The organism is Pseudomonas koreensis, from assembly GCF_024169245.1.
Lineage (GTDB): Bacteria > Pseudomonadota > Gammaproteobacteria > Pseudomonadales > Pseudomonadaceae > Aquipseudomonas > Aquipseudomonas koreensis_F.
Map to the genome: position 1 here is coordinate 2,976,973 of NZ_JALJWP010000001.1, position 15,359 is coordinate 2,992,331.

The window sequence follows — 15,359 nt, forward strand, 5'->3', positions numbered from 1 at the left end:
TGTTTTTTTATTAAAGCGCGTGTGCCGTCAATGTCGTCACGCTAAAGCAAAGTGGCGGCGACGGACAGGCGCAATTGTCAGCAAAAGTCGCGGTTCAGGCGGCTTTGGGTTTCGGCGGAAATTTCGGCGCGTGCAAGCCCAACTGCATGCCTTGGCGAACCATGGCCATGATGTCCTCATGGGCGACATCGAACAGGCGCTTGAGATTCGGCAAGACGAAGTACAGCGGTTGCAGGATGTCGATGCGATACGGCGTGCGCATGGCTTCAAGCGGATCGAAAACCTGATGCTCAGGCTCGTCCGACAGGCAGTAAACGCTTTCTTTCGGCGAGGACAGAATCCCGCCACCGTAGATGCGCTTGCCCTGCGGGGTGTCGACCAGACCGAATTCGATGGTCATCCAGTACAACCGCGCCAGGTACACGCGCTCTTCCTTGGTCGCTTGCAGGCCGAGCTTGCCGTAGGTGTGGGTGAATTCAGCGAAGTACGGATTGGTCAGCAGCGGGCAGTGGCCAAAGATCTCGTGAAAGATGTCCGGCTCTTGCAGGTAGTCGAGTTCTTCGCGGGTGCGAATGAAAGTGGCGACAGGAAATTGCTTGCTGGCGAGCAATTCAAAGAACGTCTGAAAAGGAATCAGCGCCGGCACCCGGGCAACCTGCCAGCCAGTGGTCTCGCCGAGGACTTTGTTGATCTCGGCCAGTTGCGGGATGCGGTCGTGGGGCAGACCGAGTTTTTCGATACCGTCCAGATATTCCTGGCACGCGCGACCTTCAATCACCTTCAACTGGCGAGTGATCAGCGTGTTCCACACCGCATGTTCTTCGGCGGGGTAGTCGATAAAACCTTGCGCATCGGGCTCGCGAGCCACGTATTGCGTCTGCTTCATGCTGCTCTCCTGCTAGGAAATTCGTTTTTGTTATGTCCAGCGATGGGTAAAGGAATACCCGAGAGTGGTGGGGCATGCAGCATGTTTAGCCGTGTGTGCGTAGGAAAATTCTGCTGGTTTCGTAAAGTTATCGTTACGCTTTGTCGGTTAATGCGCATTTACGGCGATTGGCGGGTTTGAAAAGGGCGGTGGCTGTCACATAATCTTGACAACTATCTGCGTGCCTCGACGAAAAACAGTTCGGCGCGCAACGCGATTCCCCTGTGGGAGCGAGCTTGCTCGCGAAAGCGGTGGGCCTGACACATCAATGCAGGATGTGCCGCCGTCTTCGCGAGCAAGCTCGCTCCCACAGGGGGGTGTCAATTTTCCAGTCTTGTCAGGCCTTTTCCTATGCGCATCAAAGTCCACTGCCAGAACCGCATCGGCATCCTGCGCGACATTCTCAATCTGCTGGTGGCGTACGGGATCAACGTCGCGCGCGGCGAGGTGGGTGGTGAGCATGGCAATGCGATCTATCTGCACTGTCCGAACCTGATCAACATCCAGTTCCAGGCGCTGCGGCCGAAGTTCGAGGCGATTGGCGGAGTATTCGGGGTCAAGCGCGTCGGGCTGATGCCCAGCGAGCGTCGGCACATGGAACTGAACGCGCTGCTCGGCGCGCTGGAATTTCCGGTGTTGTCGATCGACATGGGCGGCTCGATCGTGGCGGCCAACCGCGCGGCGGCGCAGTTGCTCGGGGTGCGCGTCGATGAAGTGCCGGGGATTCCGCTGTCGCGGTACGCCGAGGATTTCGACCTGCCGGAACTGGTGCGCGCCAACAAATCGCGAATCAACGGTATGCGGGTCAAGGTCAAGGGCGACATCTTTCTTGCCGACATCGCGCCGCTGCAATCGGAACACGACGACAGCGAGGCCATGGCCGGCGCAGTGCTGACTTTGCACCGCGCTGATCGCGTCGGCGAGCGCATCTACAATGTGCGCAAGCAGGAATTGCGCGGCTTCGACAGCATTTTCCAGAGTTCGAAAGTGATGGCCGCCGTGGTCCGCGAAGCGCGACGCATGGCGCCGCTGGATGCGCCGCTATTAATAGAAGGCGAAACCGGCACCGGCAAGGAACTGCTCGCGCGCGCCTGCCACCTCGCGAGTCCGCGTGGGCAGTCACCATTGATGGCGCTCAACTGCGCCGGGTTGCCGGAATCGATGGCCGAGACCGAACTGTTCGGCTATGGCCCCGGCGCCTTCGAAGGCGCGCGCGCTGAAGGCAAGCTCGGTCTGCTGGAATTGACTGCTGGCGGCACGTTGTTTCTCGATGGTGTCGGCGAGATGAGCCCGCGCTTGCAGGTCAAATTGCTGCGCTTTCTTCAGGACGGCTGCTTCCGTCGTGTCGGCAGCGATGAAGAGGTGTATCTCGACGTACGGGTGATCTGCGCCACCCAGGTAGACTTGTCCGAACTGTGCGCGCGCGGCGAGTTTCGTCAGGATCTCTATCACCGCTTGAACGTGCTGTCGCTGCACATTCCGCCGCTGCGCGAATGCCTCGACGGTTTGACGCCGCTGGTTGAACACTTCCTCGATCAGGCCAGTCGGCAGATCGGCTGCCCGCTGCCGAAACTGGCCCCGGCGGCGATGGAGCGGCTCAGCCATTACCACTGGCCGGGCAACGTGCGGCAACTGGAGAACGTGCTGTTCCAGGCGGTTTCGTTGTGTGACGGCGGCAAGGTCAAGGCAGAACATATTCGCCTGCCGGATTACGGCGTGCGTCAGCCGCTTGGCGATTTTTCCCTGGATGGAAATCTCGACGAGATCGTCGGGCGCTTCGAGAAAGCGGTGCTGGAGCGGTTGTATTCCGAACACCCGAGCAGCCGGCAACTGGGCAAGCGGCTCGGTGTTTCGCACACCACGATTGCCAACAAGCTGCGTGAGTATGAGGTTGGCAAAGACAGCGAAGCTTAAGATCAAAAGATCGCAGTCTTCGGCAGCTCCTACATTTGGAACGCGGTTCCCTGTAGCTGCGGAACGCTGCGATCTTTTGCTCTCTTGCCGCGAAGCGGCATGACACCGCCGGTTTTTCGTCTTCTGCACATTTCAGATTCCCCCCTCTGATTCCCTCAAGCCCCCTGTTTACCGGGCCTTCGTCCGCCAATAAAAAGTTGGTCTGCAAATTGCTTATGGCTGAGCAGTACAGCGGTGGGCGGCAAACGTCCGGCATGCAGAGGAAACACAGTGGACAAGTACCTTTATGTGGCAATGACCGGCGCCAGCCAGAACGCGTTGGCGCAGCGGGCGCATGCCAACAACCTGGCGAACATCTCCACCAACGGCTTTCAGCGCGACCTCGAACAGGCGCGGTCGATGCCGGTGTTTGGTGACAGCTTTCCGGCGCGTGCGTTTGCCATGAGCGAGCGTCCCGCCACCGACTTCACCCCGGGCTCGCTGGTGCAGACCGGTCGTGAACTCGACGTCGCGGTATCCGGCAACGGTTTCATCGCCGTGCAGAACCCTAATGGCGGCGAAAGCTACGTGCGCACCGGCAGCCTCAACATCGACGCCCTCGGCGTACTGCGCGCCGGCAACGGCATGCCGGTGATCGGTAATGGCGGCCCGATCGCCGTGCCGCCCGAGCAGCAGGTCGAAGTCGGCGAAGACGGCACCATCAGCATCCGCGCCATGGGTGAAGGCCCGCGCGTGATGGCCGAAGTCGACCGCATCAAGCTGGTCAACCCGGACATCAAGAACATGAACAAAGGTCTCGACGGTTCGATTTACACCAAGGACGGCCAGCCGGCGCAAGCCGACGCCAACGTCAAACTGGTCTCGGGTTTCCTTGAATCGAGCAACGTCAATGCCGTGGAAGAAATGACTTCGGTGCTGGCCCTGGCCAAGCAGTTCGAGTTGCACGTCAAGATGATGAACACCGCCAAAGACGACGACCAGGCCATGGCTCGGGTCTTGCAGATCAGCTAATTATCAGAACGTCGCGCCGTAAAACAGGCGCACGAGGAGAATCGAATGCTTCCGGCTCTATGGGTTGCCAAAACCGGTCTGTCCGCCCAGGACACCAACCTGACCACCATTTCCAACAACCTGGCGAACGTCTCGACCACGGGTTTCAAACGTGACCGTGCCGAGTTCCAGGACCTGCTCTATCAGATCAAGCGTCAGCCAGGCGCCCAGTCGACCCAGGACAGCGAACTGCCGTCGGGTCTGCAAGTGGGTACCGGTGTGCGCATTGTCGGCACCCAGAAAAACTTTACCGCCGGCAGCCTGCAAACCACCGAGCAGCCGCTGGACATGGCCATCGACGGTCGCGGTTTCTTCCAGATCCTGCAACCGGACGGCACCACGTCCTACACCCGTGACGGTACGTTCCACCTCGACTCCAATGGCCAGATCGTCAATGCCAGCGGTTTCGCTCTGGAACCGGCGATCATCATCCCGAACGATGCGCAGACCTTCACTGTCGGCCGTGACGGCACCGTGTCGATCACCATCGCCGGCAACCCGGCCTCGCAAGTGATCGGCAACCTGCAGACCGCCGACTTCATCAACCCGGCCGGCCTGCAAGCCGTGGGCAACAACCTGTTCCTGGAAACCGCTGCTTCCGGCGCGCCGCAAATCGGCACTCCAGGTCTGAACGGTTTCGGTACCACGCTGCAGAACACCCTGGAAACTTCCAACGTCAGCACCGTTGAAGAGATGGTCAACATGATCACCACTCAACGCGCCTACGAGATGAACTCCAAGGTGATCTCCACCGCCGACCAGATGCTCTCGTTCGTAACGCAGAATCTGTAATCCAGTCTATGGGGCGGCCTGAGGTCGCCAGCAACACCGTGAGGTAGGGTCATGAAGCGCTTTGTATCTGTTCTGGCATTGGGTGGGGTCGTCTCGCTCGCGGGCTGCGTCGCTCCGGCGCCCAAGCCCAATGACCCTTACTACGCCCCGGTGTTGCCGCGCACACCGTTGCCGGCGGCTGCCAACAACGGTTCGATCTATCAGGCCGGCTTCGAGCAGAACCTGTACAGCGACCGCAAGGCGTTCCGGGTCGGTGACATCATCACCATCACCCTCAACGAGCGCACCCAGGCGAGCAAGAACGCCAACTCGCAGATGGACAAGAACAGCGACAACAAGATCGGTCTGACCTCGCTGTTCGGCTCCAGCCTGACCACCAACAACCCGATCGGTGGCAACGACCTGAGTCTCAACGCCGGCTACAGCGCCGACCGTTCGACCAAGGGCGACGCCAAGTCCGGGCAGAGCAACAGCCTGACCGGCTCGATCACCGTGACCGTGGCCGACGTGCTGCCCAACGGCATCATCGCCGTGCGTGGCGAGAAGTGGCTGACGCTCAACACCGGTGACGAACTGGTGCGCATCGCCGGCATGGTCCGCGCCGATGACATCGCGACCGACAACACCGTGTCGTCGACCCGCGTCGCCGATGCGCGCATCACCTACTCGGGTACCGGCGCGTTTGCCGATACGAGTCAGCCAGGCTGGTTCGACCGTTTCTTCCTCAGCCCGCTGTTCCCTTTCTAGGTGGCTACGTTGAATCTGAAAAGCCTTATGGTGGCCGCATTACTGATGTCTGCGGCCTTCACCGCACACGCCGAGCGGCTGAAAGACATCGCCAGCATTTCCGGCGTGCGCTCCAACCAATTGATCGGTTATGGCCTGGTGGTCGGGCTTAACGGCACGGGTGACCAGACGACGCAGACCCCGTTCACCCTGCAGACCTTCAACAACATGCTCTCGCAGTTCGGCATCAAGGTGCCGCCGGGATCGGGCAACGTGCAGTTGAAGAACGTCGCGGCGGTGTCGGTGAGTGCCGATCTGCCGGCATTTGCCAAACCGGGTCAGCAGGTCGACATCACCGTGTCCTCGATCGGTAACTCCAAGAGCCTGCGTGGCGGCACCTTGCTGCTGACGCCGCTCAAGGGTATCGACGGCAACGTCTATGCGATCGCTCAGGGCAACCTGGTGGTCGGCGGTTTCGATGCCGAAGGCCGTGACGGTTCGAAGATTACCGTCAACGTTCCGTCGGCCGGTCGCATCCCTGGCGGTGCGTCGGTGGAACGTGCGGTGCCGAGCGGTTTCAACCAGGGCAACAGCCTGACGCTGAACCTCAACCGCTCCGACTTCACCACCGCCAAGCGCATCGTCGACAAGGTCAACGACATGCTCGGCCCTGGCGTTGCGCAAGCCATCGACGGCGGTTCGGTGCGCGTGACTGCGCCACTGGATCCGAGCCAGCGCGTCGACTACCTGTCGATCCTGGAGAACCTCGAAATCGATCCGGGTCAGGCGGTGGCGAAGGTCATCATCAACTCGCGCACCGGCACCATCGTCATCGGCCAGAACGTGAAAGTGTCGCCAGCCGCCGTGACTCACGGCAGCCTGACCGTGACCATCACCGAAGACCCGATCGTCAGCCAGCCGGGCCCGCTGTCCAACGGCCAGACCGCCGTCGTACCGCGCTCGCGGGTGAATGCTGAGCAGGAAGCCAAGCCGATGTTCAAGTTCGGCCCGGGCACCACCCTCGACGAGATCGTCCGTGCGGTGAACCAGGTCGGCGCGGCACCGGGTGACCTGATGGCGATTCTCGAAGCTCTGAAGCAGGCCGGCGCATTGCAAGCCGACCTGATCGTGATCTGAGGCCGGCCACCATGGATATGCGCAAAAGCGGTCTGGTCAGCAGCAGCGATTCGGGTTCCTACTCCGACCTCAATCGTCTGAACCAGCTCAAGGTCGGCGACAAGAACAGCGACGAAAACATGCGCAAGGTTGCGCAGGAATTCGAGTCGCTGTTCCTCGGCGAAATGCTCAAGTCGATGCGTTCGGCCACCGAAGCCCTCGGCCAGGACAACCCGCTGAACACGCCGGCCGCCAAGCAATATCAGGAGATGTACGACCAGCAACTGGCGGTTTCCATGTCCCGCGAGGGCGGTGGTATCGGCCTGGCTGACGTGCTGATCCGGCAGATGTCGAAGAACAAACCGATGGCGCCGGGCGAGGCTGCGGCCGCGTCCGCCGCCAAGCAACAGGAAGCGCTGGCCAAGGCCGCCGCGGTGCCGACGCCGGTTGCCGCCGGCACCGTCGCCACCGGCCCGCTGTCGCGCGTCAACGGCGAGCGTCCGTTGTGGGCGTCGCGCTCGGTGCATGCGCCGAACACTGACATTTCCCATCGCAACGACATGGCGCTGATCAATCAGCGGCGTCTGGCGCTGCCGCCGAAACTGGCCGATCGCTTGCTCGCAGGCCTGGTGCCGTCGGCGCCGAGCGCTGCCACTGCGACCACCACGACGGCCGCGACCAACGCCTTGCCGCAACGTGCTGCGACCACCGCCATCAGCGGTTCCGGCGCGTTGTACAACGGCGACTGGCTGGCCCGTGCCGAAGAGCAGAAAGCCGCCGGCGGGCAGATGCAGGTCTACGGGCGCGCCATGGCGCAGATTCCGCTGGCGCCGGCGAAGAAGGCCTTCAGTTCCGCCGACGAATTCGTCAACACCATGCTGCCGATGGCCAAGGAAGCCGCCGACCGCATCGGCGTCGATCCGCGTTATCTGGTGGCGCAAGCGGCACTGGAAACCGGCTGGGGCAAATCGGTCATGCGCGCCCAGGACGGCAGCAGCAGCCACAACCTGTTCGGCATCAAGGCGAGCAGCAACTGGAAGGGCGATTCGGCCCGCGCGATCACCAGCGAGTTCCGCAATGGTGCGATGGTCAAGGAGACGGCCGAGTTCCGTTCCTACGCCTCGTACAAGGACAGCTTCCACGATCTGGTGACGTTGCTGCAGAGCAACAATCGCTATCAAGAAGTGCTGAAGTCGGCCGATAACCCAGAACAGTTTGTACGCGAGTTGCAGAAGGCCGGTTACGCCACCGACCCGAACTACGCGACGAAGATTTCGCAAATTGCCAAGCAGATGAACAGTTTTGAAAACTACGCTGCGGCGGGTGTCTCCACCACGCCTTTATAAGGCACCAGGTAATAAGGTCTGAACCATGAGTTTGCTCAATATCGGGATGTCGGGACTGTCGGCCAGCCAGTCCTCTCTGGCTACGACAGGCAACAACATTGCCAACGTCGACACCGCCGGTTATTCACGTCAGCAAACCGTGCAGGGCACCAAGTCCTCGCAGCAGTACGGCAACGTTTTCATCGGCACGGGCACGACCCTGGCCGACGTGCGTCGGGTGTACAACTCCTATCTGGAGTCGCAGCTGCACACCGCGACTTCGCTGGATAGCGAATCGGCCGCGTTCCTTAAGCAGGCGACGCCGCTGGATTCCATTCTGTCGGACACCAACACCGGCCTGACCGGGGTGCTGCAGAAATTCTTCACTTCGATGCAGGGCGTATCGACGTCGGCCACCGATGACACTTCGCGTCAGTCGGTGCTGACCGGCGCACAGGCGCTGACCAGCCGGTTCAATACCCTGGCCAAACAGCTCAACGATCAGAACACCACGATCAACGGCAGCCTCGGCGACATGACCGCCCAGGTGAACAAACTCGCCACGGCGATCGCCAATCTCAACCAGAAGATCGGCGAAATCTCCACCAGTGGCGGGGCGCCGAACGACCTGCTCGACAGCCGTAACGAAGCGGTGCGTCAGCTCTCCGAGCTGACCGGCGCCCAGGTCGTCGAGCGCGGCACCAGCTTCGACATTTATGTCGGCAGCGGTCAGCCTCTGGTCATCGGCAACACCACCAACAGCCTGAGCATGGTCGCGAGCAAGACCGACCCGTCGCGCATGGCGATCCAGATGGATCGCGGTTCGAGCACCATCGACATCACCTCCGTGATCAGCGGTGGCGAAATCGGTGGCCTGCTGACCTATCGCAAGGAAGTCCTCGACCCGTCCCTCAACGAGCTCGGTCGCGTGGCCCTGGTGATTGCCGATCAGATCAACAGCCAGCAAGCCCAAGGCATCGACAAGAACGGTGACTTCGGCGCGGCGATTTTCAACAACATCAACAGTGCCGCGCTGATCAGTCAGCGCAGCATTGCGAAGGACGGCAACAGCGCCGGCTCCGGCAACCTCGATGTGACCATCAAGGACACCGGCAAGCTGACCACCAGCGATTATCAGGTGACCTTCACCAGCGCCACCGACTACACCGTCAAACGTTCCGACGGCACCGATCTGGGCGCATTCAGCACCACGACCAATCCGCCGCCAGTGATCGATGGCTTCACCCTGGCGCTGAAGGGTGGCGCGCTGAGCGCAGGTGACTCGTTCAAAGTCACGCCGACCCGCAACGCGGCGGCGAGCATTCAGACGGTGCTCAGCGATCCGAAGAAAATCGCGGCGGCAGGTCCCTTGACCGGCGTCGCCAGCGCCAACGGCCTGGGCAATTACACCCAGCCGACGCTCAGCGACAAGATCGACATCTACAACCCGACCGCCCAGGCTGACATGCAGGCGGCGTTGAAGAATTCAACGCCGGTCAAACTGGTATTCGGCGCAGCCAGCGGCGGCAGCCAGTCATACAATCTGGTGGATGCCAAGGGCGCGACCATCGGCACCGGCACCATCGTGCCTGGCCAGTCGAACACGCTGAACCTGAAAGTCGGCATCGTCGATGCCAGCGGCAACCCGGTGATGGACACCACGGTCACGCCGAACGTGCAGAAGACCTTCACCGTACAGACCACCGTGGGCGGCACGCCGAAATCCGGCGAGACGTTCACCATGAACCTGACCGGCGCGGCGTCTTCGGACAACCGCAACGCCCAGGCACTGGTTGCCCTGCAAACCAAACAGACCGTGGACACCGGTTCGGCGAGCAAGGGCATCAGCCTGACCGACGCCTACAACACCCTGGTGACCAACGTCGGTACCAAGACCGCTCAAGGCAAGTCCGACAGCGCCGCAACCACGGCGATTCTGGAGAACGCCAAGGGTGCCCGCGATTCGTTGTCCGGGGTCAACCTGGATGAAGAAACCGGCAACCTGGTCAAGTACCAGCAGTACTACACAGCGTCTTCGCAGATCATCAAAGCTGCGCAGGAAACTTTTGCTACGCTGATCAACAGCCTTTAAGGAGTCGTAATTCATGCGCATTTCCACCGCCCAGTATTACGGAACGCAAGCTTCGGATTATCAGCGTAACTTCAACAAGGCCGTCGCCACCGCGAGCGAGGCGAGCAGCCTGCAGCGCATCAACACCGCCGCCGATGATCCGATCGGGGCCGGACGTTTGCTGCAGCTGGGTCAACAGGCGGCGATGCTTGATCAGTACAAGACCAACGTCGATACCACCAAAAGCGCGTTGAATGTGCAGGAGTCCACGCTGGACTCGATCACCACGGCGTTGGCCCGTGCCAAGGAACTTGCGCTGGCTGCGAACAACGGCACCATCACCGACAAGGATCGCCAGGCTTACGCCTCGGAAATGGGCGAGATCCAGCAACAAGTGCTGGGGCTGATGAACGCCAAGGATGCCAACGGCAACTACCTGTTTTCCGGTTCGAAAACCGATACCGCACCGTACTCGAAGAATGCTGACGGCACTTTCACCTACAACGGCGACCAGACCACCATCAATCTGGGCATCGGCGACGGCATGACCGTGGGCACCAACACCACCGGTTGGGACGCCTTCCAGCAGACCATCAACACCGGTCGCACCAACACCAAAATGACTGCACCAGCCGTGGATGACGGCCGTGTCGTGCTTTCCAACGGCACCGTCGGCACCGCCGCCACCTACGATGCCAAGTTCACCGCAGGCCAGCCGTATACCATCGATTTCGTCAGCAGCACCCAGCTGAAAATCACCGATGCCCTGGGCAACGATGTGACCGCCGAGGCGAGCCAGAATGGCCTGATCAGCAACAGCAGCGGCGCCAATCAGACCGTCAGTTTCCGCGGCGTCGACCTCAAGCTGAACGTCAACCTGAAGGCCGGTGACACCAACCCGGACGCGGTCATTGCCGGGCACAGTTTCCAGCTGTCGGCCTCGCCGGACTCGTTCACCACCACGCGTAATCCGGGTAACCCGTCGACCAGCGTGATCACCGGTTCGACCATCACCGATCAGGCGGCCTACACCGCAGCCTTCCCGCAGGGCGGCGCCGTCCTCAAGTTCACCAGTGCCACCGATTTCGATCTGTATGCCGCGCCAGTGACGGCCGACAGCAAGCCGGTTTCCTCGGGCACGGTAGTGGGTGGTAACGCGACGGCTGCCGGTGTGACTTTCGCACTGGGCAACACGCCGGCAACGGGTGATCAGTTCTCGATCCAGCCGAACAATCACCAGACCCAGAACGTGCTCGACACCCTGGGCCAGATGATCACCGCGCTGAACACGCCGGTCGATGGCGATCCGGTTGCCAAGCAGAAATTGCAGGGTGCGATGGAGGCAGGCCTCGGTAACATCGATGCCGCCGCCAATCAGATCGGCACCGCAGTCACCACCATTGGTGCCCGCGGTCAGGCGCTGGACATGCAGGCCATCACCAACGACAGCCTGACCACGGCGAACAGCACCACCCAGGGTTCGATCCGTGATTCCGATCCGGCTGAAGTCATGACTCGTCTGACCCTGCAACAGACCATGCTGCAGGCCGCGCAACTGGCGTTCAGCAAGATCAGTCAGTTGGGTCTGTTCAACAAGATCTGATGGTTGGCGGGCGCGTGAGCGCTCGCTAACGTTGTCCCTCTGTCAATGATTTTTTGCGGTATCAAGGGCTCGTTTTTCCGAGCGGGCTCGTACCGCCTGTGAGCCCGCCGTGAATTCACTCCCCCTCGTCAGCATTGCCATTCCTGCGTTCAATCCGCGCTTTTTCGAGCGCACGCTGAACAGTGCCGTCAGCCAGACTTACAGCAATCTCGACATCGTCGTGTGCGATGACAGTCGTGGCGACGAGATCAAGGACATTGTCAGCCTGGTCATGGAGCAAACCGGGGCCCAGGTGCGCTACGTGCGCAACCCACAGACGTTGGGACTGGTGGGCAACCTGAAAGTCTGCCTCGAACAAGCGCGCGGCGAGTTCATCAAATTCCTTTGTGACGATGACCTGCTCTATTCGGCCTGCATCGAACAGCAAGCCCATGAGTTACAGCGCGAAGAAGTCAGTCTGGTGATCGCTCAGCGGCTGCTGTGGGACGCCAACGACATCATTCTGCCGGCCCGTTTGGAAAACAGCTCGCTATCACCCGTGAGTGCCTTGCTCAAAGGCGACGATGTGCTGAGCATTTTCGAAAAATTCCCGGTCAACGTCCTCGGCGGCTTCAGCAGTGCGTTGTTCCGGCGTGCCGATGTCGCCGAACTGTTGCCCGCTCTGACTGAAGCAGGTGCATGCTTCGTCGCGACCCTGGATTTTGCCTTGTATGTGTGTCTGTTGCGGCGCGGCAACATGGTGACCTCGAACAATGTCCTGAGCGCCGAGCGACTTTACCCTGAGCGCCTGAGCGCGCAGCAACCGATGAAGGATGCTGCCGAGGTTGAGCGCGAGTGGCTTTCGCAAATGCTCAAAGTACGCAGCGGCGAGTCGGCGCCCGCCAAGGGCTGGGTTCGCTACGTGCGACTGACCAGGGCCGACGAGTCGCCTCGCGTTTGGGAAGAACTGCCGCTGAGCCGTACCCTTGGTACCAAGCAAAGCCGCCAGGAACTGGGCGTGGGTGTCGACAGCTTCAGTTTCGGCGAGCTCTATGCGCAGTGGCTGGCGTGTCGGGTGCTGACCGAGACGCAGCGCCAATGGTTGCCGGAAACCCTTGCTGGCTGGCCGCAGCAGCCGAGAATCGTACCGATCATTATCGATGCACAGGGCAGCCGTGACGGTCTCGAGCGCACCCTGCAAGCCCTCGCTGCACAGGACTATCCACCGGAGCTGGTGCTGGTATTGTCCGTAGCCTGTACCGAAGCAGTGTTGCAGGATCGGGTGTTCCACATGCCGTTGCAGGATGACGGTCTGGAGCAGATCAATGCGCTTTTACCGCAACTCGAAGGCGCCGACTGGTTCTATCTGCTGCAACCGGGAGATCGCCCGGTGGCACCGGCGTTGCTGGTGATGGCCGATCGCATCGCGCATTCGCGGTCACTGACGTGTCTGTACAGTGATGAAGGCAGCCTGCGCGACGGCGAATCGGCGGAGCCGGCGTTCAAACCGGACTTCAACCTCGACCTCATGCGCAGTTATCCATACGTCGGCCGAGCGCTGGCATTCCAGCGCGAACGCTTTCTCGCGCTCGGTGGATTTGCGCCAGCGTTCGCCGAACTGGCGCCACACGACATGCTCTGGCGGATGGTCGAAAGCGATGGCCTGCAGGTTGTCGGACATATCGCCGAGGTATTGCTGGAGTCGAAGTTCGACCTGTCGCAATGGCTCACCGAGCCTGGCGTGGTGGAGCAAAGTCGGCGAATTCTCGAGGCGCATCTGCAGCGCCTCGGCATTGCTCATGAAATCCGCCAGAACGGACTGCTCAATCGTGTCGACTACCGTCACGCGCAGCGCCCTCTGGTGTCGGTGATCATCGTCACTCAGGACCAGACTGCCGCCTTGCAGCGCTGTGTCGAAACGCTGCTGGAGAAAACCGCCTACACCGAGTACGAATTGCTCCTGGTCGACAACGGCAGCGAAAGCGCTGAAGCGCTGGCGTGGCTGAACGGCATGGCGCAGTTGGGCAGCGATCGGATTCGCGTGCTGCGGTATGCGCAAAAGGACAATGCCGCTGCGGTGCACAACTTCGCCGCGCGCCAGGCGCGCGGTGAGTACGTGCTGATGCTCAACGCCTTTGCGGTAATCACCCAGGCCGACTGGCTCGACGAACTGCTCAATCATGCACAACGCCCTGAAGTCGGAGTGGTTGGCGCCAAGCTGTTCAACCCGGACGGTGGCGTGCTGCACGCCGGTCTCATCCTGGGGCTGAATGGTCCGGCGGGACTGCCGTTCTACGGCCAGCCGATGCAGTCGGACGGGTATATGCATCGACTGCAAGCTGTGCATGATCTGAGCGCGGTCGGTGGCGACTGCCTGATGATTCGCAAATCGGTATTCGAAGCGGCCGGCGGCCTGGACGAGCAGGATTTCAAGCAAACGCTCAATGTCGTGGATCTATGCCTGCGCATTGGCCGCGACGGTTATCTGGTGGTGATGAACCCACACGCCGTGCTGGCGGTGGGCACGCAGCCAGTTATCGCGGCGACGGAGCAAGAGCAAGCGCAGCACGCCGAGGAGAAGGACATCTTCTATCAACGCTGGCTACCACTGGTCGCGCGCGATCCGGCCTATAACGTCAACCTGACCTTGCAGGGCGTTGGCGCCACCAACTTCAGCCTTGAACCGGGCCTGCGTACCGGCTGGAGCGCGTTCTCCAAGGCACAACTGCCGAACGTGCTCGCGGTTCCGATCAACGCCTCTGCGATCGGCCATTACCGCATGAGTCAGCCAATGATTGAACTGGAAGCGGCCAACCGGGTGGAGGGGCGAGTCTGCTACGGCTTACCGTCGATCATCGATATCGAGCGGCAGGCGCCCGACGTGATTGTCCTGCAGGGGCGCTACTCAGAGCACGCCATTGATGAGATCCCGCCGCTGAAGAAGTTCTTCAACGCCAGACGGATTTTCGAACTCGACGACTATGTGATCGATGTTCCCCATCGCAACGCACACATTCGCAACATGCCGGGCAAGCCAGACATGGAGCGCATGGTTCGCCGGGCGATCGGCCTGTGTGATCGCGTGGTCGTTTCAACAGCGCCGCTGGCCAACGCACTGTCGGACATGCACCACGACATACGCGTGGTGCCGAACATGTTGGCTCAGGATTTATGGGGACACCTGCGCAGCCAGCGCCGCACCTCGAAAAAACCGCGTGTTGGCTGGGGCGGTGGGACCAGTCACCATGGCGATCTGGCGGTGATTGCCGAGGTGGTGCGCGAACTGGCCAACGAAGTCGACTGGGTTTTCTTCGGCATGTGCCCGGATGACTTGCTGCCGTACATGCATGAGTTTCATGGCGTGATTCCCCTGGATGTGTATCCGGCAAAACTGGCCAGCCTGAACCTTGATCTGGCTTTGGCGCCGTTGGAGTTCCACATCTTCAACGATTGCAAGAGCAATCTGCGGCTGCTCGAGTATGGCGCCTGCGGTTTTCCGGTGGTCTGCACCGATACCGAGGCTTATCGCGGCTACTTGCCGTGTACGCGGGTCAAGACCAACACGACCGATGAGTGGCTGCAAGCGATCCGCATGCATCTGGCTGATCCGGATGCCAGCTATCGCATGGGCGATGAGTTGCGTGAGGTGGTGCTGCGAGACTATGTTCTGCGCGGCGATAACTTGCGCCATTGGGAGTATGGCTGGCTGGCGGATTGAATTGTCCGCAAGGCTTCATTGAAAGGCGATCTCTCGGGTCGCCTTTTTCACATGTTCATTGATTTGTTTGAGTCGATCAGCGAGCGAATGCGCTCCGGACGGGCAGCGCCCGCACTGACAGATCCGGTTTCAACAACCAC

The 15,359-nt window shown here is 60.9% G+C and carries 10 protein-coding genes; 9 read left to right on the forward strand and 1 reads right to left on the reverse strand.

Going from position 1 to position 15,359, the window contains the following annotated elements:
• Positions 1-94 precede the first annotated feature (94 nt).
• Positions 95-886 carry a phenylalanine 4-monooxygenase gene (gene phhA, locus J2Y90_RS13380; protein ID WP_253500338.1) on the reverse strand — a complete coding sequence of 264 codons (792 nt, stop codon included), beginning with the start codon at positions 884-886 and terminating at the stop codon, positions 95-97.
• A gap of 390 nt (positions 887-1,276) precedes the next feature.
• Between phhA and J2Y90_RS13385 the strand changes: the two genes are divergently transcribed.
• The 9 genes from J2Y90_RS13385 to J2Y90_RS13425 all read left to right on the forward strand — a co-directional run bounded on the left by J2Y90_RS13385 (position 1,277) and on the right by J2Y90_RS13425 (position 15,219).
• Positions 1,277-2,839 (forward strand): sigma-54-dependent transcriptional regulator, encoded by a 1,563-nt coding sequence (locus J2Y90_RS13385; protein WP_253500340.1) that lies wholly within the window; start codon positions 1,277-1,279, stop codon positions 2,837-2,839.
• Between the two features lie 270 nt (positions 2,840-3,109).
• Positions 3,110-3,850 carry a flagellar basal body rod protein FlgF gene (locus tag J2Y90_RS13390; protein ID WP_039761110.1) on the forward strand — a complete coding sequence of 247 codons (741 nt, stop codon included), beginning with the start codon at positions 3,110-3,112 and terminating at the stop codon, positions 3,848-3,850.
• Positions 3,851-3,895: 45 nt separating this feature from the next.
• Positions 3,896-4,681 (forward strand): flagellar basal-body rod protein FlgG, encoded by a 786-nt coding sequence (flgG, locus tag J2Y90_RS13395; RefSeq protein WP_016771111.1) that lies wholly within the window; start codon positions 3,896-3,898, stop codon positions 4,679-4,681.
• A gap of 51 nt (positions 4,682-4,732) precedes the next feature.
• The gene (flgH, locus tag J2Y90_RS13400) at positions 4,733-5,428 is read left to right on the forward strand and encodes a flagellar basal body L-ring protein FlgH (protein ID WP_042607505.1); all 696 of its coding nucleotides are present in this window, start codon (positions 4,733-4,735) and stop codon (positions 5,426-5,428) included.
• 27 nt (positions 5,429-5,455) lie between these two features.
• Entirely contained in the window at positions 5,456-6,544 is a 1,089-nt protein-coding gene (locus J2Y90_RS13405; protein WP_024012083.1) for a flagellar basal body P-ring protein FlgI, read from the forward strand.
• An 11-nt stretch (positions 6,545-6,555) separates the two neighbouring features.
• Positions 6,556-7,869: a flagellar assembly peptidoglycan hydrolase FlgJ gene (gene flgJ, locus J2Y90_RS13410; protein ID WP_253500342.1), complete on the forward strand. Its 1,314-nt coding sequence runs from the start codon at positions 6,556-6,558 to the stop codon at positions 7,867-7,869.
• A gap of 25 nt (positions 7,870-7,894) precedes the next feature.
• On the forward strand, positions 7,895-9,940 hold the full coding sequence (flgK, locus tag J2Y90_RS13415) for a flagellar hook-associated protein FlgK (RefSeq protein ID WP_253500344.1): 2,046 nt from the start codon (positions 7,895-7,897) through the stop codon (positions 9,938-9,940).
• Between the two features lie 13 nt (positions 9,941-9,953).
• A complete protein-coding gene (locus J2Y90_RS13420) occupies positions 9,954-11,522 on the forward strand; it encodes a flagellar hook-associated protein 3 (protein WP_253500346.1) in 1,569 nt (522 codons plus the stop codon).
• Positions 11,523-11,631: 109 nt separating this feature from the next.
• Entirely contained in the window at positions 11,632-15,219 is a 3,588-nt protein-coding gene (locus J2Y90_RS13425; protein ID WP_253500348.1) for a glycosyltransferase, read from the forward strand.
• Positions 15,220-15,359 lie beyond the last annotated feature (140 nt).